Genomic DNA, 25,048 nt, shown 5'->3' with positions numbered 1-25,048 from the left:
AGATGGCAAGGGCCTGACTCTGAAGCAATGGAATGATGGTGCCGCCGATGTCTGGGGTGTAACCCGCTACATTGATAGTGTTTACAGTCTGGATATTTATGAGCATACCAGTTGGGAAGAAATCGGCAGCTACGATACCACCGAGGTTGCCCACGAGGAGCTGGCCTCTGGCGAAGTGACCGGTGCCAAAATAATTGATAGCAGTAGTGGTATTACGCTGCGTACCGGGCAGGAATTTAATCGCTATAACATTCAAGATGGCATGCTCTACGATGAGCTGCCGTTTGTCGGTGTCAGTATTGCGGACATTCTTGGCGATGGTGCCGTAAGTTTTGCTGAGGGCCTGAGTAACGCGGTTTCCACGGTTCGTGAAGCTTCAAAAAATATCCAGGAACTGGAGCAGAAGCTCAATGAAGAGTTGCGGGCGGTCCTGCAACCACTGGGTATTGCTGATGATGCTCAACTGGTCAGTATGAGCTATCAAAATTCGGCTTTCGATTTTGATTTGAATATTGATGCATTTATTGAGAAAGCCTTCGACCTTGATCTGGATATTGATGATCTTGATCTCGAGGGATGGTTGGGATTGGGCGAAGACGCTTTGCAAGCGATCAATGTTGAGGCTGATGCGCAGATTTTGTTAAGAGCTGAAGCCGGCCTGGATCTCGGGTTTGGCTTTGATCTGAGTGATGTCCGCCAGCCAGTTTTCTTTATTGATGAGCAGACCGGTATTCATGCGTCGGTAAAAGGCAGTGCCACCGATATGGGAGTGGCACTGGGCTTTGATATCGCTGGTGCCAACATTGGTCTGGTAGGCAAGAATGGTTCTGCTCTGATCGACATGGGCTTTTATGCCAATCTGGCCAACCCGCTGGGTGACAGTGATGGCGATGGCTATCTGGAACTCAATGAGTTGCGCGATGGCTTCCAGGCTAAAGCCTATGGCAGTGCGGGTATTAACTTACCGCTGTTCTTCCCCATTGAGGCCTTACCTTTAGGTGGTACTGATAAAGATCTCAATTCCGATGGCATTGCCGATAACGTGCTGCACGCCAAGGCCAACTTTACAGTCGACCAAAACGCCAACTTTGCTCACACATTTAATTACAGCCTGCCCAAGTTCAATATGAACTTTAATGTGGTCGCGGCGTTGCTGGAATTACTTAATGACCCGGGCACCATGCTCGATGGTCTGGAAGGTTTCTTTGGTGCCATCGATGAAGTCGCCGATGGCATTGATAATATGGAATTGCCGCTAATTGGCGGCGCGCCGTTTGATGATCTGGCCAACAGCTTGCGCAGTATCGGCGACAATGTGCTGGGTGAAAAGAGCGGGGCTGATTACCTCAATGGTCTGGGTAAAAAACTGCAGGATCTGGACGCCAGTGGCGGTAAAGTCTTTGAAGCCCTGCTCAACGAAATTCGTCAGGCCCTGTTTGACGGCTTGAGCGTTCTTGACGGTGATATGTTTGCTTTCGTTGTTGCCGATAAAGGTGAAGACGGTGCAATTCGTTACGACGACAATGGCAAAATTGTTACCCGTAAACCGACCAGTGCCGATGACATTGAATTAATTCTGTCACCGAACGGTTTGCTGTCTTTCGATATCAAGTTTGGCGGCACCCTGGTTGATGGCGAACTGCCGATTGATTTCTCAGCTGGTCTGCCAGGATTGGGGCTGGATGTTGATGCAGCACTGCGCGCCCAGATTGACTACCTGATGGGTATTGGTCTGGGTATCGGTAATATGGGGCTGGGGAATACGGTTGATATGGGGGTATTCCTCAATACTGCCGGTATTAACAGCAAGGGCGAAGAAATCGCGCTGGATGTAGATGCCACGTTAACGCCGGGTTCGACCGCTGAAGGTACGCTGGGTTTCCTCAAGGTTGAGGCAACCGATGTGAATACCAAAGGCGGCAGTGGTCTGCATGGCCACTTGGGCTTTGATATCAAAGATATCGGCGGCACTGCCGGTACTGTCGGTGGTGACGGACGTCTGGAAATTGGTGAAAAAATCGAGCTGGCAATTAATGCCAATGCTTACGCCGAAGCGGATATTTTTGTCAAAGTTGCTACTTCTGCAGCCGATGTATTGCCCGCGATCGATACCACCGTTCGTTACTATCAGGATTTGGCCAGCGGCACCTTGTCGACTAAATCCGGTGCCAGTATTTCCTTTGGTGATCCGCAGGTGACGTTGTCGAATGTTCGCCTCGATGTCGGCTCGGTATTTGAAAGTTTCCTCGGTGACACCTTTGAAACCATCTGGCAAATTGTCGGGCCGTTGAAGCCAGTGGTGGAGTTATTGAACACCACGGTCGATATGGGCGTTGCCAAGCTCAAGTTTATTGATATCGCTTATCTGCGCTTGCCTGCCGAACAGGTAGACACCGCCAAGAAAGTGATTGCGGCACTGGATGCGACGATTAAATTCCTTGAACAGGCCAGTATGCTGAAAACGGCTGGCTATATTAGCTTTGGTGATTTTAATCTCACCGGGGGTTATGCCTCCGATACCAGTGCGCCGGTATCGCAAAATAATGTTAAAGGTTCACAGGCTAATTACAGCAACCTGACCGAAGAGCAGAAAAAAGCACTTCAAGGCCCGGATCAGCAGGGCCTTGATGGCGGTAAGTCCAGTGCTTCGCGCACAGGGCCGAATACGGCGACCTTTGGTAATCCTCCAGGTCAGAAAAATTTCCGTATTCCTTTGTTAGAAGATCCGATGAGCGTGTTGCAGTTCCTCACCGGTCGTGGCGAAGTCGACCTGTTCTGGTATGACCTGCCAGATTTGTCACTGTTCTTCGAATACCAGAAAACCTTCCCGGTGTATCCGGGCTTTAACGTCGGTTTCTTTGGTGAAATCGGCGCCTATACCAATTTCGATTTCGGTTTTGATACCCGCGGTTTCCGTCAGTGGATGGAAACGGACTTTGATGCAGCTGAAACCTGGCGTTTGTTCAATGGTTTCTATCTGGATGATCACGGTCAGGAAAACACCGCCACAGATCAGGCTGAAATCCAACTGCGTGCAGCGATTGGTGTTGTCGCCAGTCTTGGTGTGGGTGGATTGGTTGAAGCTGGTGTCAAAGGTGGTATCGAGGCACTGATCAACTTCGATCTCAATGATATGGAGACGAAATTCCTCGATGACCTGCCGGTTGGTGACGGCAAACTGTATGGCAGTGAATTGATTGAGCGGATCACTCATGGTCCGCAGTGTTTGTTTGATATGAGTGGCCAGCTCAATCTCTTCCTTGAAGCTTTCCTCTGGATCGGTGTCGATCTGGGGGTAAGCAAACTGACCTTGTTTGAAGCCCGCAACCGCTTTGTTAACCAGGTGCTGGCCAAGTTTGATCTGGAATGTATCCACCAGGCGCCTGAAGACGTGGCGCATCTGAATGATTCGACCGGTGAATTGACGCTGCGTTATGCCGGCAGAGATTCTGATGGCGAACACAATTATCTGGTGGATGTGATGGCACCAGATACGGAAATCAGTTTGCAGAAACTGGTTGAAGAGGGTTTTGTTAATACCGAGTACTACACTAAGGCAGAAGAAAAAGCCTTGCGCGACCGCATCCGCGCACTGCGTGAAAACAATCCGGATGACGATATTATTATTGTCAGTACCGGCATGCGTGCTGAAGTATTCCTGGCAGGCGATGTCAATAGTCTGCGTATTGTGGGTACTGCAGGAACTGATCGCTACAGCCTCAAGCGTCTCAATGGCCGAATCAGTTCTGTCGTTGTCGACATGAAAGGTGGTGACGACTTCATCGAAATGATTGCCGATGAAAACACGGTGGGTGCCCTGGAAAGCCTGACGGTTATTGGTGGTGGTGGCGATGATGTCATTAATGTTGGTAATGCCTATTTGGGTGAATCAGGTATTTATGAAATACGGGGTAACGCCGGCGATGACCAGCTCGAGCTCAATGGCACCAATGGCCTTTATGCCGGCCTGACGATTTACGGCGGCGATGGTGACGACGTCATCATGACCGGAGACGGTAACGACACTGTTTACGGTGACGCAGGATTTGATTTTATCGCTACCTATGGGGGGGACGATACGATCCATGGTGGCGATGAAGTATTGGCTTACTTTACCGCTCCAGATGGTAATCAGTATTTGTCACCGGTTTATCAGGCCGATGGTTCACCATTTGACTATTACAACGAAGCGGGCATGCCCGTTGATGAATATGGTGTTGAAATTGATCTGACCGCTGAAAATTCTATTTTCCGCTCACAGTTTGGTGACTATATTCACGCCGGTCTCGGTAGCAATACAGTCTATGGCGGAACCGGGAACGATGAGATTTTTGTCGGTGGCACTGATGATCAGGGCAATCCGCTGCCTCAGGGCGATAACCATATTTATGGCCAGGCGGGCGATGACATCATCGACGCCGGTACCGGTTCCGTTAATGTCGATGCCGGTGAAGGTGATGACAGTATTGTCTGGAAGTATGCGCCGCTGGCAGCGGGTTCCACGCTCAATATGCTGGGGGGTGAAGGCTTCGATACCTTTGATGTCACGATTGATGACAACGCCAGTACCGTTGAGTTGGAAAAAGCCTTTAATGATGCATCAACGTCTTCACGATTGACGATTAACCAGACGCTGGAAAGTGTAGTTCTCGATCAGGTAGAAGCTCTGGTGCTGGATACCAAACGCGAGAGTGACGATATCATCATCGGCGATTTGATGGATACGTCGCTGCAGAGTGTCGATATTACACTGGGGCAGCGAAAAGCTGTCGAGTGGCAAGTCGAACGTGATGTGGATGGCCATCATCAGGTGTACCCGGATGGCTACTCTGGCATCCTCGACGAGGACGGCAACTTTATTACGGATGTCCGTCGTGCCAACTACTTCTACCGTTACGACTTGCAGGACGGCGGTAGCTATCTGTTCAATGATGATGGCTCTCCGCGCCTGATTGACATTACCAGTGCAGCGGATCTGAGTGACGCAACAGCGCAAAACGAAACCCAGAAAATCTGGCTGGCTGACGGTCTGGATGAAGTCACGGTCTTCTACGGTTACGACAGCAGTTTGGCGCAGAGTAACCGTTCGGACAGTAACAGTGCGACGCTGAGTGCGGATATGACGGCGGCTGAAGTGAAAGCCGCGCTGGAATCCATTACCGCGATTGGTGAAGTGCTTGTCACTGGTGCCGGCACCGAAACCAATCCATGGATTGTGTCACTGGTTTCTGCGACGACCGATATCAGTAATAACTTCCGCCGTCTGGCCACGCATTATGCGGTGCAGGATTATGTGGGGTCACTGACTCAGCGCAATGACAGTCGCGGCGCCGAGTATGTTTATCGTCTCGATATCAATGGCGCCGATTACTATTCAGATGCCGACAAGACCCCGGCTGTTACTACCATTGCCGATGTGGTTACTACCGTTGATCATAACAGCGCCCAAATGCTGTCGATGACCGCTCTCGAAGGTCATGGCATGGTCTGGTACGGCGACGAGGGGATTGCCCTGTCTGCCGGTGTCACTGTGGACGGCAGTGGTAATCCTGTGCCGGGGATGAGCAGCGCAGAAGTGGAGCGCCGCCTGGAGCTGTTGTCGGGTATTACCGATGTGACGGTGACCGGTGAAGGTACCAGCGAGAATCCCTGGTTAATCACGCTGATAGATGCTGCTACCGATGTTAATGGCGATTACGCGGTCTTTGAGTTGATCGCCGGTGGTGCTCAGCTTACTGATGTGGTGATCACCCGTACCCAGGCTGATGCGACTCAGGTGGTACCGCTGCTGAACGATCGTCAGTTGCTGGCATTATCGAATAGCACTGTGTTGGTTGAATTCTCCTATAACGGTGACAGCATACAGGCGGCCTATGACGGGACAGCTGCGTCTGTCGAAAGTGCATTATTAAGCCTTGCCGGTGTTCGTGAGGTGGCGGTTAGTGCCAGTGATGACGGCTGGCTGGTGCAGATGCTGGATGCTGATGCCGGAGCGGACGGTTACCACCTGCTCAGCAGTACAACGCTGGAGGAGGAAGCGGTACCGCTCGCCATTACTGCAATCACCACTACCCATGGGAACGATACCCAGTTTGTAGGTTTCGATACTGGTCGTGCGGTGGTCTGGTACGGGCAGCAAAGTGTGGAGTTGACTGCTGGCATGAGCGATGCGGATGTCATTGCTGCATTCGATACGATTACCGCGCTTAATGACACGGTTATTTCTGTTATTGATGGCGATGGCACGGCATCAGCACCGTGGCAAATCCGCCTGACGCCCGCCGATGACGGTGAGCGTACCTATGAAATCATCAAGCTTTCCGAGATCACTGCCATTGCCACGCCGGTAGCGTTGCAGGCTGCGGTTGACAACACCGCTATGCGGATTCAGTCACTGGAGTGGAGTGAGGCGGAGGCGACAATCTGGTATGGCGACCAGGGGGTCGACCTGAGTGAACTTACCGCCAGTGGCATCAAAGCCGCACTGGAATCACTGGATAGTGTTGGTGAAGTTCTTGTCCAGGGCAATGGCTCTGCCAGTGATCCCTGGCAGATCTATCTGTTGCAAGCCGATTTGAATGACGCCGGTGACTATCAGTTAGTGCGTGCTGAGGCGGACAGCCAAAGCGGCACCCCGGTTCAATCCGGTAGTGACATTTACACCCGCACACTGCGTACTGCATTGGTTGCGACCCAACAGTTATCACTCGAGGATTGGCAGGATCATGCCTACTTCAGCTACAACGGTGAGTCCGTGGTGCTGACGAAAGCGATGGTGGCCGCAGAGGTAGAGTTCTGGCTGGAGTCTCTTGAGGGCATTGACGATGTCGAAGTCAGTGGCGTTGGTAGTGAGGATGAGCCGTGGAGTGTCAGTTTTATTGCCGCTGATACCGATCCAGGTGGCGATCTCTATGTCATGGAGCGTACCTTCCATATTCAGCAGATGAGCGTCGAAAGCGACATGCTGAGTATTGCTGACTATGGTATTCAGACGTTGCCGGCTGACCAGCTGACCCATGGTGCCGTACTGGTCTTTAACGGTGCTTCAGTGAGCTTGTCAGCCAGTGACGCCATCGCTACCGCCGCTGAGCTGCAGTCCGCGTTGAATAATTTAACGGGACTGGAATCTGCTGTGGTTGCTGATCTGGGCGGTGGTGTTTTGCAGGTGACCTTGCCAGCCGGTGCGCCGGACGAATTGATCTATTTCAATAACGGCAGCGGTTCGCAAAACTCCGTGACAGCGCAGGACGTAACGGCGTCCATGCGCCTGCCGTTTGCGATTGACAGTGTCACCTTCAGCCTGACCGGGCAGACTGATATCACAATCAATAGTGCTGATTTCTCGGCGGCAACATTTAAAGATCTGTTTGCCAACACTTGGGGTGTGGTTGCCAGTGTTGATGATGTCGTGGTGACAGAAGGGGCGGGTAGTCAGCCCTGGGAGATTGAGCTGCTGGATTATGCCGGGGGTGATCCGGTAACCATGAGTTTTGGGCTCACGGCGGCATCTCTGGAAAGTAATTCGGCGTCCAGCTACAAAACAGTCGAGCGTCGTGACAATAGCGACAATTGGAATATTCAGCTCGATGGCAACGGCAATCATGCACTGGTTTCTGCCTTTGCCAATAGCGGCACAGTCGCCGCGTATCTGTCGGCGTTCCAGACCATTGAACGCAATATGCCGCGCATGATTGAAAAACCCACCTGGAGTGTGCCCGAAGGTGGCGGTGAAGCGGTTCTTGATGGGGGGACTGACTGGTTCGAAGATCCCACCTATGTGACCGATAAGGCCAATGACAGTGTTTTGATTAAAGGTGGCAGCAGCAGCGATCATTTTGTTGTGGGCCATCAATTACTCGACACCGGTGCCTCCGATCTGCAGAAAGATACCTCGACGGTTGAAGTTACTCACCAGCGTGTAGATAGCCTGGGTAATCTCAGTGATAACAAGGTGGTTATCACGATTCGCGGTGTCGACCTGATCGATGAGATCGATCCCAATACCGGTCTGCCACTGGATTCGACCGATACGGATTACGACCGTATCGAAGTGGATGCAGCCGGTGGTGATGACTGGGTAATTGCGGGACTGACTCCAAACCAGGAATTAATCCTGGGCAAGGATATCCTGTCCGACCAGATCCTCAGCGCACGTGCAGTGGATAACCTGAAGCTCACAGGAGGTACAGGTAATGACCGTATTGTTGGTACCTCACGTGATGATGTGATCAATTCAGGCGAGGGCAGTGACGTTGTCACGGGTGCCGGTGGCACCGACCGCTTTATCGATGTGGACGTGGATGGCGACATTGATACATTGATCGAAGAGCGGGATCTGAATTTCAGCCTGTCGGATGGTGAGTTGCATATCACCGGTTCCGAGCAATCACTGCTCGACCCTGAGCAGATGTTGCCAGTTGATGAGCGAGAAACGGAAGTCGGCCAGTTTGAAGTCTTTGCCCTGTTTGGTGGCAGCAGCGGCAACCAGTTTGCTGTGCGTGATTTCACCAAGGTGGCGTATCTCGACGGTACCGAAGGCAGTGATACCTATGTGACCACCCTGAGTGGTGTTGTCTCGGGTCAGTCCAATGTTCATGTGCTCGATAGCGGCACTGGCGCAACGGATTCGGACAGCCTGGAGATTCGTGGTGGTGATGTGGATGACACCATGCACATGAATGTCGATGCCAGCATGCAGACACTGCAACGCCTGGTGGCCCGAAACTTCGACCTTAGCTACGGCGGTGTGTCGGTCGAGGTAACTGCCGGTGATGACGCCAGCTCGTTGCGCAATAAAATCCTGGCCGGGAACATGGGCATCCGCGATGTCCGCGTCACCGGCACCGGTTCTGCAGCCTCGCCGTGGTTGATTGAGTTGCTTGATGCCGATACGGATGCTGAAGGCAACAACCTGTTGTTTGAAGTCTCTGATGCCGCTGCGGCATCCACAGGTGTAGTGCGCGCATTCGTTGAGCGTTTTGATGACGATAGCATTGCGGCAGCCTTGCTTGCCGGCAAACCGGATGTTGATGGTCTGTTTGAGCGTGCAGCCAATGAGATTCAGGTCTTCAGCCTGATGCCTGGTGAGACTGGCGACTATACATTGAGCTACAACGGTAAACCGACGCAAACCCTGACAGAAACTTCCAACAAAGCAGACATTGAACTTGCGCTTGAGGCCCTTGATGGTATTCGTTCTGCGACGGTAACCGGTAGTGGAACCAGCACTGACCCGTGGTATGTGTTGCTGAATGATGCCGATGTTGATGAGCAGGGCAACTATTTCTTGCTGGAGAGCGACAACGCAACATTGATTAATGCACCGGTGGATATCGCTGACGCCATTGCCAGTACCCGTCCGTCAATCTCGCTGGCGAATCCAGCCGAGTACCAGCGGGTTTACTACAACAGCAGTACCGAGAATATCGTCGTCTATGGTGGCGAAGGTAACGATACCTTTGTTTCTGATGCGACAATGGGTGCGCTGTCTGTTTATGGTGAACAAGGCAACGATAACTTCCTGGTTGGCCGGGTGATTGACACCACGTTTGTCGATGACGGACACGGTAACCAGATAGAAGTGGTTAATGGTGTAAACGGCATTACTGCCGGTGTTAATTATAATGCGGCATTCTATGGTGGGGATGGTGATGACTACTTTGAAGTCAATCACAACATCGGTGAGCTCAATCTGTACGGTGAGCGTGGCGATGACACTTTCTTCCTGAAGGCCCACCTGCAAACGGGCGTCAATGGTCTCGAAGATCTGGGCGGTGGTGAGATCAGTGCCGGTGCCGGTGATGAAAACAACAACGTTCAGGAAGATGATACCGATGTCCTGATCAACTATGTGAAGAACAATCGTGTTTCTATTTACGGCGGTTCCGGTTTCGACACACTGGTGTTGTCAGGAACCCGCTTGCAGGACACTTTTTATATCTTCACAGACGAGAACAGCAAACAGTATATCTATGGCGCGGGTCTGAAGGTTGAAGGGGTTAGCGGCGTCGAACGACTGGCGTTGATCACCGGTGCGGGTGACGATGTCGTCAACCTGCATGGTCTGGATGAAAATATCAGTCTGGTGCTAAGCCTGGGCTCAGGTGCCGATCAGGTTAACCTGGGGGGTGCCGAACAGGACTTTTATGTGACCTATCCGGAAAGCAATGCGGTCTATACCGTAGAGCAGCAGGTGCTTGAAGATCAGTACCTGTCGCAACTGTTTAATTACAATGATGTGCTGCTGAACAAGCGCAATATGACCACCACTGAACGCAAGGACGCCTGGGCCGAGTTCTACAAAAAGTGGATCAACAGCGATGCAGAAACCAATATCAGTGATGATCACTGGCGTTTACTGGAAGCCAACTTTGCCGTTGCCTTGAAACTCTATGCCCAGGGTTTTGAGCGTGCGCGCAATAACCCGGTAGCCAATGCGGCGCTTTATTCCCTGGTCGACGTTACATTTGGTGGAATGGATTTCAAGATATTCCAGCGCAACAGTGACGTCGTTGATGCCTACTATGCCAACACCAATGCCCTGGAGGCGATGCTCAATCACTCGGGGCAGAGCTGGTCAGGGGGCAATAGCGATGGCGATTATGAACAGGAATTCCTGTTGGGGAATGGCAGTGCACCTTCCCTGCCTGACGATTTTGATTTCGAAGTTCTGAGTGCGATTGGTGACACGGGCGGTATCTGGACCGGTGACCGCAGTCTCGATGAAATACTGTATAAGAACTTCATGCGTGAGGTGGTGGCCCGGACCATTTGGGGTGATTTTATCCATACTGACCAGATCTATGACAGTACGGTCAATGGTACCAATCGTCTCGATGATTGGGGCTACGATCCGGATTTCTACAAAGGTGATATTTACGCGGCACAGATGCCAGCCGATGAATTTCAAACCTGGTTCCTGTGGTGGGGGACTACCCACTACACCAATATGCCCCACATTGAAGGTGAAGAGGGAGTCTGGTCTGCAGAGGATCGCCCGGGCACACCCGGTAAGGACATGTTCTGGGACCTGATGGCGCTCTTCTATAACGTCGAAGCCGTTAAAAACAAAGACATTAACCTGACTCAGGATTACCAGGCCGTAGCGGTGGATGGTGTCGCATCCTATAAGTTCGAAGGTTTACCCGAGCGCACCGTTAAAAAAATCCTGCCTGAAAATTACGATATGTCCCGTATCGCCGGTCTTGTGAAAATTGCCGGTGGTGCAGGTGAGGATACCATTACGGTTAATGCTCGTGACAATACCGGTCTCGATGTGAGTCTGGTGAAACAGGAGCAGGAAAAGGTCAGTTTCAGTTTCGATACTTCAGCACTGACGGGTACTATTCCTCAGGGGCTGAATCACGATGACCTGCAAGCAGCCCTGCTGCGCGCTCACAAAGATATCCAGGTGGGTGTACTCGACGACTTGTTGGCAGGGGAGCTGGATGAAGCCGATATTGTCCTGTCGCAGGATGCCATTACCAATGAGTTTTATGCGATTGATTATCTGACCGATTTGTATGTCGCGCAGCAGGCCTTGCAGACTTCGGGTAATCTTGACAGCCAATCCAAACTTGATTTTAACGATCGTCTGAATGGCTTTACCCTGCGTGGCTTGCAATTGGTCGGAGAAAACGTCATCAGTAGCTATGATTTCTCCATGGCTGCACTGGAACAGCTGTTGCTTGATCCAGAGCTCGACGCCATTACCGGCAGTGAAAATGTTCGTGCCGCACTGGAAGCTTTGCGTGATTACCTCAACTTGTCCGGTGTTCGCAGTGAGCTAAAAATCGACGGTTTCGATATTGGTACAGATTCCGCGCTCAAGGTTTATAAGCAAACAACACTGGATACCAGTATTCGCACTGTGACTTATAAATACAGTCAGGATATCTGGGATAACGCCGTCTACGATGATGCCTACGACTGGAACAGTGGTGCAGGTGCTTATACCGGGCGCCTCGATGCCTATGGCGAATTCGAAGAGGGCGTTAATGCGCTGACCCGAAATGACAATGGCTATGGCCCAGTGCCACCGGATAGTGGCAAAACGGATTACGACACGCCGGTTGCGCCGATTACCCGTGAGCTGATTGAAATTATTTACACCGTAGGTGATACCTCGGGTGTTGAGGGGGTTAATTATAAGAGAGGTTCCATCGGCGGTATTGGCAGCACTCTTGCCGGCAAGGAAGTCGCCCTGAACAAAGCGTACATTGCTGAAGTCGACAACCTGGATCACTCTTATTACACCTACTCCTATTATGGTGTGGGCAGCAATCACGAAGTGGTACTGGAGAGCGTGGCGATCCGTCGACTGAATCAAGCCAGTGAGGACGTTTTCAGATCCGATCTGCTGGAAGGGGGAACCTACCTCAACAGCGATAACTGGAAGGCCTATGTGGCGGCAGCGGGGCTGAGTGAAATGGCCTTTACTGACGCCAACGTTCAGTCTTTGATCGAAAGCCTTGATGGCGGTCAAGCGTTACGCACTGACGTAGAAGCTCCACTGATTGATGGCTTGATTATTGAGAAAAATATAGACGGCACCGATCGTGAGCATGTTCTGGATGTAGAAGCGATACTGGACGACAGTGGTTTTTATCTGCCCGAGTCGGTCATGGTTAACCTCACTACAGACTATGTGGTTACCGTCAACAAAGAGTACGTCACCGGTAAGGGTGACGTTGAGAAAATCATCAGCTTTGACACTCTGCAAGGCCTGGGGCAATACGGCCTGCGCATGGCTGGCATGGAGGTGATTGACCTTAATCTCAACGCCGCCGCCTCCAGCGATGACAGTCAGCTGGTTGCTGATACGGTGACTGTGGAAAGTGTTCATCACCTGGATGACATTACCATCAATACCGGTGCCGGTGACGATCAGGTGTATATGTCGGCGGCCACTGCAGACGCGGTGGTCATCAATACCGGTGCCGGCGACGACACCATCAATATTGCCGCTACCGGCGCGATGGCTGATATCAATGCCGGTGCCGATGACGATATCATCCGTGTTAATTACGATCGCTACGGTCAGCAGACGTTTGCCAATGGCATTGGTGGAATGCTGAATTTGCACGGTCAGTTTGGCAGCGACTTCTACTATGTGGCCCTGGCGGGTGAAGGATCATCGATCATTAACATTGATGACCAGTCGGTTGGTGATCTGAACGCCATTAATGCGTTGTCTGTTTATGGCACCAATGATGTCGACAATTTCCTTTTCCGTCCAAAATCCATCAATGCGATGGAGACGGACGCAGACGGCAATCGGGTGACTAACGGTACCGTTGAGCGGGTTAATTACGGCAGCGATCTGAATGGTGGTATTACGGTTTACGGTCGCGATGGTGATGATAACTTTGTCTTTGATGATACCAGCGCCGTGTTGGCTGTATTTGGTGATGGCGGTGATGACAGCTTCCAGGTTGGACAGATCTTCAACTCGCCTCGCGATGGCGACGCCGGTTTAGCGCCGGAAGACTATTACGATACAACGCGAATTACCCAGGGCTTTATCAGTAATGGCATCAGCTACGCTGCCAGTCTGCATGGTGGCATTGGTGAGGACAGCTTCACGATTTATCGTAATGTGGCTGAAATCTCCCTGTATGGTGATGCCGACAATGATACCTTCCTGATCCGCAGTTTTGTGCTGGTTGATCCCAATGATCCAAATGCTCCGTTCACCAATATCAATGGTGGTCAGGGGGCAGACTTCATCAGTTACGCCATGAATGCGCCGGTTAATATTGCCGGTGGTGATGGTCTCGATACCGTCACGATTCTGGGTACTGAAATGGGTGATGACTTTGTCATTACCGCCAGTGGCGTTTACGGTGCCGGTCGTTTCACTAATTTTGATGGTATCGAAAAACTGGTGATTGACGGTCTGGAAGGCAACGATACCTTCTTTGTGCACAGTACCGATGAAGGTGTGCAGGTGAATCTGGTGGGTGGTCTGGGCAGTGATACCTTTGAAACTGCCGGAGGCAATAACGGTGAACCGGTGGCGGTCGTTGCCGATGATCTGTTGGGCCACAGTGGTGGTATCGAGAACGTAATTACCAGTAATGATTCGCGTCTGGATGGCATTAACCAGATGTTAATGGCCAATGTTCAGGACGATGACGAGGCGGGCATTATTATCCGTCCCGTAGCGGGCTCGTTGCGTGCCTATGAAGATGACGATGGTGCAATTCTGGCTGATCCCAACGCGATCAATACCTACGAAGTGGTGCTGACGCGTCCGCCAAAAGATGTGGTGCGGGTAACGGCTACGGCGACACTGCCGGAGGAGGCAGTACAGCTGGCTGGCGGTGAAGGCGTCACCCTCAATGGCAACGCAAATGCGACCACGCTGTTGTTTGACCGCAGTAACTGGTTCATCGCACAGACGATTACGGTTGACGCCATTGATGATCTGTTGGCTGAAGGCAATGGTGCGGTTGAAATCCGTCACAGTGTGATGGAGGGGCTCAGTGATGAGGATGGTGGCGAATACGATCGCCTGATCGCCAGCCGCATGGTTGTTGAAGTTATCGATAATGACGCACCGTCGGTTGTGATCAGTCAGAACAATGACCAGCCACTGGTGGCTGAAGATATTGTTGAACTGAATGAAGATTCTTACCGCGTGGTATTGAGCAAGCAACCCACAGATGATGTCACCATCACCGTGAGTGCTGATGGTCAGTTGCAGTTGCGTAAAGCCGGTGACCCTACCTATGAAGACTCGGTGGTATTGACCTTTACACCTGCAGACTGGAATCAGGTTCAGACTGTCGAGTTCAAAGCAGTGGCTGATGACCTGGTCGAAGGAACTCACTTCGGTCGTATGTCTCATGACGTCAGCAGTGCCGGCAGTGACTACGATGGAATGAACATGGGGGTGGTGGATGTCACCATCGCCGATGGTGATCATCCGACCCTGTTGTTGCTTGAGCGTCATCAGATCGACATGGATGGCAATGACAGTACATTAGACGACGTCATTGTGTCCTACAGTTTGCAGGATGGCTCCAGTACGCGTGTTGCCGAGCAGGCAGAATTCGGTGTGCTGGCCCAGGGTGAAGTGGCTGGTGTCACTGATGGCACAAACTTCACCGGTAGTGTCGGTATTGCCGAGATTGATGAATTGCAGGGCAACGATGCCTGGTTCTATGCCCAGGATCTTTCTCTGGCTCGCTGGAGTATGGCACTGAACCCATCTATTTCCAGCTCCGAAGCCGTACCGCACCTGACCGTCAATGCAACCGGTGACGGCAGCCGCGATTACTACGAGGTGTTGATCACTGAAGAAATGCTCACGGCAGCAGGTGGTAGCCTGACGCTGGTGGCGGATATTGATCACGGCTACGAGTCTGGCGACAGTGTCTGGTGGCAGAGCCAGTTAAGTCTTGCCCGTGTAGACGGCAACGATACGCTGGAACTGACCCGTACCGGGTTTGGCAATGGCAGCACGGATCCTGGAAGCAGTACCGCTAATGACGCGCATCTGTCTCGAGTGATTACCGAGGCAGGTCGCTATATCATTGCTGTCGATGGACGTACCAATGGTGTTTCGGCGTTTGGTACCGGAGTACCGGAAGGCGCTGACTACCAGTTGCACCTGAGCTTGCCACAACAGACCGTAGCCGACTTCAAGTTTATCCCGGCACCGGTGTTGGAGAATGAAAGTCAATCTTCAGACTCCAGTACGGGTCAATCACTCAGTGGTGGCAGCAACACCGGTTGGTACGACACGCCGAATGCCAATATTGGTAATGCGGAATTTGGCGGCAATATTGATGGCAGCCTGGCGCATCTCACGGTTGAAGGTATTGGTTCCGGCAGCAAGGACTATTACACCTTTAACGTAACTGAGGACATGATCAGCGGTGAGGTGGGCACCATTAACACGGCCCAGTCTGCTGCTGGCAGCACCGCAGGCTGGTACACCAGCGCAACGGTCGATTTTCCGGATACCGTGACCGTCAATGATCGCTGGATAGTGAACGTTAATGGCCAGGACTATAGCGTTACGGCGACCAGCGCCGCTGGCAGTGAGCTGGCAACTAAATTGGCCACTCAGCTGAAAAATGCTTCGACAGGTTTGGACGCAAACTTCTTTACGGTGACGTCAAGCGGAACTGGTGTACAGATCGATAATGCGGAACTGGGCTTTAAGATTTCTGTTTTGCACGAGACGGAGATCAGTCAGTCGCAGACCGATCAGGTCCAGAAAGAAACCGCCATTGTTCTCGAGGCCCCGGCTGGAGGAGTGAGTGCAGGACAGATCTGGGCAGTAACCATCGACGGAGCTGAGTACACCTATAGTAGTGACAGCGACAAGCTCAACGATGCCGGTAATGGCCTGGTAGCCGCAGTCAAAGCGGTATTGGGTGATGATTACCGGATCAGCTTCAGCAACGGCAGCGATACCCTGACGGTTATTGAAGGTTCAGGTTCGGTCAGTGTCAGTTACAGCGGTACCCGTGTGGCTGACGATACCAGTGCCACGTTTGTGCCTGAAAGCTATTTCACCATTGATACCGCTGTGGATTATGAGCAGACCTGGTCCATCTCTCTGGGTAGCACCGGGGCATACACTGCGAGCTATACCACACCAGCTGAAAGTACAGGTTCACCGGGCACACCGGCCTTGCCAACCAAGGCAGAAATTGCGGAGGCTTTGGCAGCGGATCTTCAGGATAATATGGGCAGCACGCTGGCGGGTTTCTACAGCGTTGAGTATGTTGCGGGTGAAGATGGCTTTACCATTACCAAGATCAGTACCTCCGGTACCAATGCGGCAGTCAATACCAGTCTGACGGGCCTGACTGAGACGGCGCAGAACTATTATGAACAGCGCCTGACTTTAGACGATACTCTGGTAACGGGTGAGCAGTGGCAAGTAAGCGATGGTGATACCATTACGGCCAGTGGTACAACACTGGCTGCACTCGACACAGCTCTTTCCGCTGAGTTTGATGAGGTGTTTGTCGACAGTAATGAGCTGGTGATCCGTCACAGCAGTAACCCTCAATTAACCGCCAATATTGTCGCGACTGACGTCAGTGTTGAAACTTCTAATTCAACCGCTGATGTTACCCTGTATCGTCAGTCGATTGATCTCAGCAATTACAGTTTTGCTGACGATAGCTGGGCCCTGACGATTGGCAGTGACACGCAGACAATTACCGCCGAGACAGATCTGGCAACGGCAGCCAGTGCGCTCAATGCGCTCTTTGCCACCATTACAATCACCGCAGAGGGTTCTGATCTTGTGATGGTTGCTGCGGATGAAAGCCAGCTGACATCCAGCTTGCTGATTACCAGCACCGAAGCTCTGGCGGCAGCCCAAACGGATACCCAGGATCGATGGGATAAATATGTTCTGGATCTGTCTGCCGATGCGTCTCCGGCAGTGGGCGATACCTGGACGGTTACTGTCAACGGCGTGGACTACACCCATGCGGTGACTCAGGCGGATATTGATTCTGATGATCCAATCAATGAAGTCGTCGCCGACCATTTGATGGCGTTGCTGAATGCCGCAGGCCTGACCAGCAGTGCAACAGCCGCTGGTGCACGCCTGGTGATTGATAGTGGTATCGATGATGCCGTCATCAAGAACGCTCGCCTGACGTTTGTGCAGGGGTTGTTTGACATTGACTATGGCCGTTCCTTTACGGACAGCTACTCTTATACCAGCAGCACCTCCAGTAGCTGGACAACCGGAACCTTTGGACTGGGTGACTATAGCGAGTTTACCCAGACGTTCATCAACACGACTCATTACAGTTCGACTTATAAGCCGTACCTGAAGGTGTTTGATGCAGCAGGTAACCCGGTAGCTGTAACGACCGATTACTCGGACCGGCTGGATACCGGCAGTAATCAGTTACAGGATCCCATGTTACTGATGCTGTTGGATGAAGCGGGAACCTACACCATCGAAGTGGGTTATCAGTTCGAATATGAAATTTTCGAAACTGAGGTTACCAATTTTAATGAAGAGCGTTATGGCCTCTTTGGAATCCTTGAGGGAAGCTACAGCAGCTCAACCACGTCGACAACAGATCTGGGCAGTGGTGGCTACGAGATTGGAATCAGCGAAAACTACCAGCTGAATATCTCGCTCGACGGTCACGCTCTGGACGCGGACTTTGTTGATCTGGTGGGTATGACATTGACTGTGCTCAATGACGATCCGCTTGCCGATGTTCAAAGTGCGGTGATAGCCGGTTACGATGTATTAACCGATACGTTCACACTGGAATCCGGTCTTACTCTGGAGGCTGGTGACCGCTATGAGATCACTTACCGGATCGCTGACGTGTACAGCGCTTACACCAGTGCCAACAATACAGCCTGGCAAAATGATCAGTATCTGATGGTGTTGTCCGGCCAACCTGATGATGATGTCACGGTCGCTATCGGTGGTACCGAAACCCGCACCTATAATGGCGAGCGAGTGTTCTCCGATGATGCCGAGCATTACGAAATTCAGGTGAGCACCGGCAAAGATAATGTGGTGTTTGACACGACTACCTGGAGTTCACTGCAATCGGTGGATGTGGCGGCTCTCAACGACCTCATTGTCGATGGTGGTGATGTCAAAGTCTTTGCTCCAGGAACCGAACGGGTCAATCAGATTCGCGGTCCACTGTTTATCAACGGTGGTGAACAAATAGGTGCTGATTACGTACTTAACGATCCGGTGATGTTACCTGGTGAAACCAATCTGTTCCCGGCCGAAGGTGAGATAACCGTAGTGTCGCCGAACCAGGTTGCCAACCCGGATGCGGAATACTGGGACCCTGTCAGCAAGGCTTTTGCCGATGGCTTCGATGCGCGTATCGCAGATAATCCGTATGAGATGTCCATCATGCGCGACGGCGCCTTACTGGCAACCGTTGATATTGAAGCGATCAGCCCTGACCTGACCACCCTGACGCTGGCGACTCTGCCAGAGGGTGTGGTCCTGCAGAGCGGCGATGAGTACTTTATTCGCCCGGTCAATCTCAATACCCGGGTTGAGGAAGCGGTGCAGGTTGATGTTCTCAATCTCTATAACGCCGGCAGCCCTGCAGAAGAGTCCATGACCCTGACCCATAATCACATCGGTGGTCTGGGTATGGGTGATGATGTGATGATTGCGGGCACCGAAATTGTCGGCGGTATTCACTACGAAAACCTTGAATCACTCAATATTGAGCTGGGTTCAGGTGTCGATAATGTCACCATCGAGTCGACCCATGCCGGTAATACCCTGATTGATACCGGACTGGGTAACGATGTCATTGATGTTAAAACCGTGGCGGGTGTGACGGTTCTGCGTACCGCTGACGGTGATGACACCATCACTGTCAGCAGCGATCAACAGTTGGTGGATGAAATCGCCAACCTGCTGGTTGTCGATATGGGTGGCAATGGCAACGATGTGCTGAATGTTGATGACAGTGGCGACCTTGAAGACAACAGCCTGACTCTGACAGATACCAGCCTGACCGGTCTGGATATGCCATCGTTGGCAGAAATCCAGACGCTGCAGGTGCGTGCGGTTGCCGGCACTTACAGTATCGACTTCGGCAGCTATGGCGCCTTGACGGTTGATTATGGTCTTGACGCGGCTGCAATGACGACGCTGCTCAATAACCACTTTGGTGTGAGCACTGGGGTGAGTGTTGAGCTGGAGGTTTCGGCCAGCGGTTACGGTTATCAGATGACCTTCGGGGCTGAGCTGGCTGGGCTCGACATTGACACCATGCAGGTGGATACCACCGGCCTGGTTGGTGATGACAATACGTCGGTGGATGCCCGGGTCGCTGTTGTTCGTGAAGGTGCAGCGGTACCTACCAGCGGCAATGTTCAGGTGCTGACGGTTACCGCGACCAGCGGTAATGTTGAGCTCGAAGTTCTTGGGCAGGCTGTTGTTATTGCCTGGGACGCGAGCGAGACAGAATTCCTGACTGCGTTGCAACCGGTATTGAATGCCAACAACAGCAATGGTGGTTTGCCACACACGGATAATGTCCAGGTGGCGCGCGTCGGCAGTGATTGGCTCATCAGTTTCCGTGGCGAGTATGCGGATGCGGTTATGAGCGCGGTCTCCGGTGCAGAGATTGCCACCCGCATGGATGGCATCAACTATTACGGTGTTGACCAGCTCAATATCGATACCGGCTCCGGCGCAGACCAGATCAATGTTCAGGCCACAGCGGCGGCGACGGTTACCACGATCAATACCCACGCCGGTGATGACCGTCTCGAAGTCACCAGTGATGCGGTAGCAGACCTGAGTAATCAGGAAGTGGCCCACGGTAATCTTGATGGTATTGCCGGTGAGCTCAATCTCGATGCCGGTGCTGGTGCTAACAGACTCTATGTCAGTGATTACGACAGCACTGACGCTGATACCTCTGTTGAACTGACCGCTACCAGTATCAGTGGTTTGGCTCCGGCATTGATCAACTATGCGGCGACCGGTGGCAACTTCGATAATGATCTGGTGATCTGGAGTGGTCAGGGTGATGACCGGATTACCGTCAGCAGTGTCTACAACGAAGGCGTTACCATCACTACGCTTTACAGCAACAGCGGTAATGACACTATCCTGGTGACAGCGACCGATGATCTGCTTAATCCTGCGCACGCAGTACTGGCGCCGGTGTGGGGCAGTGAGGCGAGACGACTCTCGATCCATACGCAAGACGGTAACGACCGGATCGATGCTACGGCCGCGACTCTGGCCATTCGCGTCAATGCCGGTAATGGTGACGATGTGGTGCTGGGCAGCCAGGGCGACGACATTCTCTATGGCAATGCCGGTCATGACCGCATCGATGGCCAGGGTGGCAACGATGTGATCTACGGTGAAGCCGGTTTCGATACTCTCGATGGCGGCGATGGCGATGACCATATCCTCGGTGGTGATGATATGGATCTGATCCGTGGTAATGCGGGTAACGATCTTATTGAGGCTGGCGCAGGAGATGACATTGTCTTTGGCGACAATGGTGAGGCTCAGGATGAGCTGGGCACTAATCTTCTGGCCAGTCAGCTGGATAGTCTGCAGACAATCATCACGCTGGAACTGTTGGTCTCCGGTGATGACACCATTGACGGTGGTTTGGGAGCCGACCGGATCCTGGCGGGGCTGGGCGACGATACGGTAACCGATCTCGATGGCAACAACATTATCCTCGGTGACTTGGGGGATATTGCTTATCTGGCCGGTGTTTTGACCCGTATTCGTTCACGCGAAAGCCAGGGTGGTGATGACCGCATTACCGTTGGTAGTGCCGGAGATTACAACCAGCTGCTGGGTGGTCAGGGCGCCGATACCATTCGTGTACTGGCTGGTGACAGTCTGGTGTTGGGTGATAACGCGACGGCCAACTGGCAATCTGGCGTGCTGGTCCAAGTTAACAGCGATAACGTCAATCTGGGCGGAGATGACAACATCACCATTGATGCCGGTAACAGCGTCATTGTCGCCGGGCAGGGGGCTGATACCATCAGCTCGGGTGCTGGCGCGGGTGATCAGCTGGTGTTCGGCGATAACGGACGTGCGCAGTGGAGTGCCTCAGGAGTAAGCCAGCAGTTCGTTACTACGGCTCTGGGTCAGGGCGGTGATGATGACATTACTTTGAACAGCGGTAACAACACGGTTTTGGCAGGTTACGGCAACGATGTGATCAATACCGGCGACGGTGACGACGACATCATTGGCGATAACGGTCAGATCGACTTCGATGCCAGTGGCAACGTCAGCCTGATGCAAACCACCGATACGGACAGCAGCACAGCCGGCAATGACAGCATTGAAGCGGGAGATGGTTTCAATCGAGTTCTGGCCGGTCTGGGACAGGACAGCGTGACCGCCGGTGTGGGCGTTGACCATATTCTGGGGGACAGCGGCGAGCTGCAATACACGGACGACGTCCTGTTGCGCGCGACGTCTACCGTGACTAGTGAAGGTGGCGATGACCAGATCAGCGACAGCGGCAACGACGCGGTCATTGTGGGTGGTCAGGGCAATGACACCATCGCCGTGGGCAATGGCAACCACACGCTGCTGGGTGACAACGGTGAACTCTTGTGGAGCACCGCCGGTATAGCCCTGCAGTTCCGCACCACCGCGTTCGATCAGGGCGGTGACGATACCATCACCACTGGAGCGCTGGGCAACAACACCGTACTGGCGGGTAAAGGCAATGATGTGATCAATACCGGCGACGGCAACGATGACATCATTGGCGATAACGGTCAGATCGACTTCGATGCCAGTGGCAACGTCAGCCTGATGCAAACCACCGATACGGACAGCAGCACGGCCGGCAATGACAGTATTGATGCTGCAGATGGTTTCAATCGGGTTCTGGCCGGTCTGGGACAGGACAGCGTGACCACCGGTGTGGGCGTTGACCATATTCTGGGGGATAGCGGCGAGCTGCAATACACGGACGACGTCCTGTTGCGCGCGACCTCTACCGTGACCCCTGAAGGTGGCGATGACCAGATCAGTGACAGCGGCAACGACGCGGTCATTGTGGGTGGTCAGGGCAATGACACCATCGCCGTGGGCAATGGCAACCACACGCTGCTGGGTGACAACGGTGAACTCTTGTGGAGCACCGCCGGTGTAGCCGTGCAGTTCCGCACCACTGCGTTGGATCAGGGCGGTGACGATACCATCACCACAGGAGTGCTGGGCAACAACACCGTACTGGCGGGTAAAGGCAATGATGTGATCAATACCGGCGACGGCAATGACGACATCATTGGCGATAACGGCCAGATCGATTTCGATGCCAGTGGCAACGTCAGCCTGATGCAAACCACCGATACGGACAGCAGCACGGCCGGCAACGACACCGTGGACGCGGGAGATGGTTTCAATCGTATCCTGGGTGGCCTGGGGCAGGACAGCATCAGCACCGGCAACGGTACTGCACATGTATTCGGGGACAATGGCGAACTCTTCTATGTGGATGAGGTTCTGGTGCGTGCTACCAGTACCACAATCGGTAGTGGTGATGACGACAATGTAACTCTGGGTGATACCGATGCCGTGGTCGTACTGGGCGACGGTAATGATCAGCTGTCAGGTGGCGCTGGTGACAAGCAGGTTCTGGCTGACAATGGTGAGATTCTCTGGAGTAGCACCGGTGTCTTGCAGCAGATCCGTACAACCGCTCCTGAATTGGGCGGCGATGACATGGTGCAGCTGGGTGCAGGTGATAACACTGTGTTGGCCGGTTACGGCATTGACAGTGTGACCACCGGTGCGGGTGCCGATACGCTGGTGGGCGACAATGGTCAGATTGATTACGACAGTAATGGTCTGGTCAGCCTGATGCAGAGCACTGACCCTGACAGCAGTACCGCAGGTAATGATCAGCTGGACGCGGGTGATGGTAACAACCGCCTGCTGGGCGGTCTGGGGCAGGACAATTTATCGTCTGGCAACGGCAGCGCGCAGGTGCTGGCGGATAACGGCGAGTTTGCTTATGTCGACGGTGTACTGGTCCGTTTGTCCTTTCGTCAGCCGGGCGAAGGTGGCTACGATCAGGTCACTCTGGGTAATGGCCCCGCAGCGGTGATTGGCGGTGACGGGGACGATCAGATCTATGGTGGCGACGGCGACAAGATTATCCTGGCTGATAACGGTGAAATCCTCTGGCGCACCGACGGAAGTCTGCGGCAGGTGCGCAGCACCGAGCCGACACTGGGTGGCAACGATCTGGTGCAGATGTCGGGCGGCAACAACACCATCGTGTCTGGCCGTGGTGATGATCAGGTTGACACGGGTGATGGTATTGATGATGTGATTGCCGATAACGGACGCATCGATTACGACCGCAACGGTAATCTGGTTACCATGTTAACCACCGATGACAACGACAGCACGGCGGGTGATGATCGTCTCAATACCGGTGGTGGTGATGACCGTATCATGGCCGGTTTCGGTGATGACGAGGTCAACAGTGGTGCTGGCGATGATATCGTGATGGGCGATCAGGGTATTTTTATCTATGCCAATAATGCTTTCCTGTTTGCGTCCACCCTTTCAGCCCCCCAGGGCGGTGATGACACTCTGAGTTTGGGTGACGGTAATGACCGTGCCTTTGGCGGTGGCGGTGATGATCGCATCGAGGGTGGCCGGGGTAACGATATCCTGTTGGGTGACTTTGCCGATATGGGCTACGACAGGGCGGGTAACTTCTACGTCGATACATCGGGCCTGGGTCTGGGAGGCGATGATTATCTCGATGGCGGTGATGACTACGACTGGATGATCGGCGGTGCGGGCGCTGATTTCTTTAACGGCCTGTTCACAACAGATCTGTTACTCGGTAACTATGGTCGTATCACGCTGGATCCCGCTCTTGGTGGTGCACGGGTATCGGCGGTGCCTGACAAGCTGGACTTGATTGGTGGTAACCAGTCGGGTTTGTATGACAGCAGAGCTTTGGCTTCCGGGTATTCTATGGATTCCCTGTCCATGATTTATTTGGCGAACATGAGGCTTCTGGACGGTCAGACGGATACAGCTTTGTCTTTGGTTCCTGTTTCTCGCAGCGGGGGTGAAAGCCTGAAAGACTTAAGCGATGAACAGTTGATGCAGTTTTTGAACAACTTGCCTACGCCCACTCACAGTAGCGGTGAATGTATCGTGACTGATTCAGCTGAATCTGAGGGTGCAGAAGCGTGTCCGCAACCTGCTTCTGATGATGTCACTGATCCGGCTCCCCAACCGGCTCAGCCCGTCGAGGGCGGCGATACTGATTCAGAACTGCAGGCGGTGTCTGAAGATGAAGACAGTGCTATGATTTCCCCGGCCATGATCAATGCTGCGCTACTGGCTGCGGTACAGCGGCGCGGATGGCATTACCGTTCTGCTGGAGAAACTGAAATGCTGCAACATTGGCAGGATCGTAATCGGACATCCCTGGATCGTTCACGGCTTCTCAACTGGCGATCAGGTGAATCGGCTTCAGGGCAGCCAGACGTTATTCAAAAGGACTGTGATTCCAGTAATCGGACTCATTAG

At 52.9% G+C, this 25,048-nt stretch carries 1 protein-coding gene (cut by a window edge); it reads left to right on the top strand.

Going from position 1 to position 25,048, the window contains the following annotated elements:
- Nucleotides 1-25,048, top strand: the 3' portion of a protein-coding gene (locus KOI40_RS17275) for a hypothetical protein (RefSeq protein WP_216098798.1). The gene continues 11,039 nt to the left of window position 1, outside the view; only the last 25,048 of its 36,087 coding nucleotides appear in the window; the start codon falls outside the window, past its left edge; it ends in the stop codon at nt 25,046-25,048.

It is taken from the genome of Pseudomaricurvus albidus (assembly GCF_018863235.1).
Taxonomy (GTDB): Bacteria; Pseudomonadota; Gammaproteobacteria; order Pseudomonadales; family Cellvibrionaceae; genus Pseudomaricurvus; species Pseudomaricurvus albidus.
Note: the sequence above shows the minus strand (reverse complement) of the source record. Positions and strands in the feature narration are given on the sequence as shown.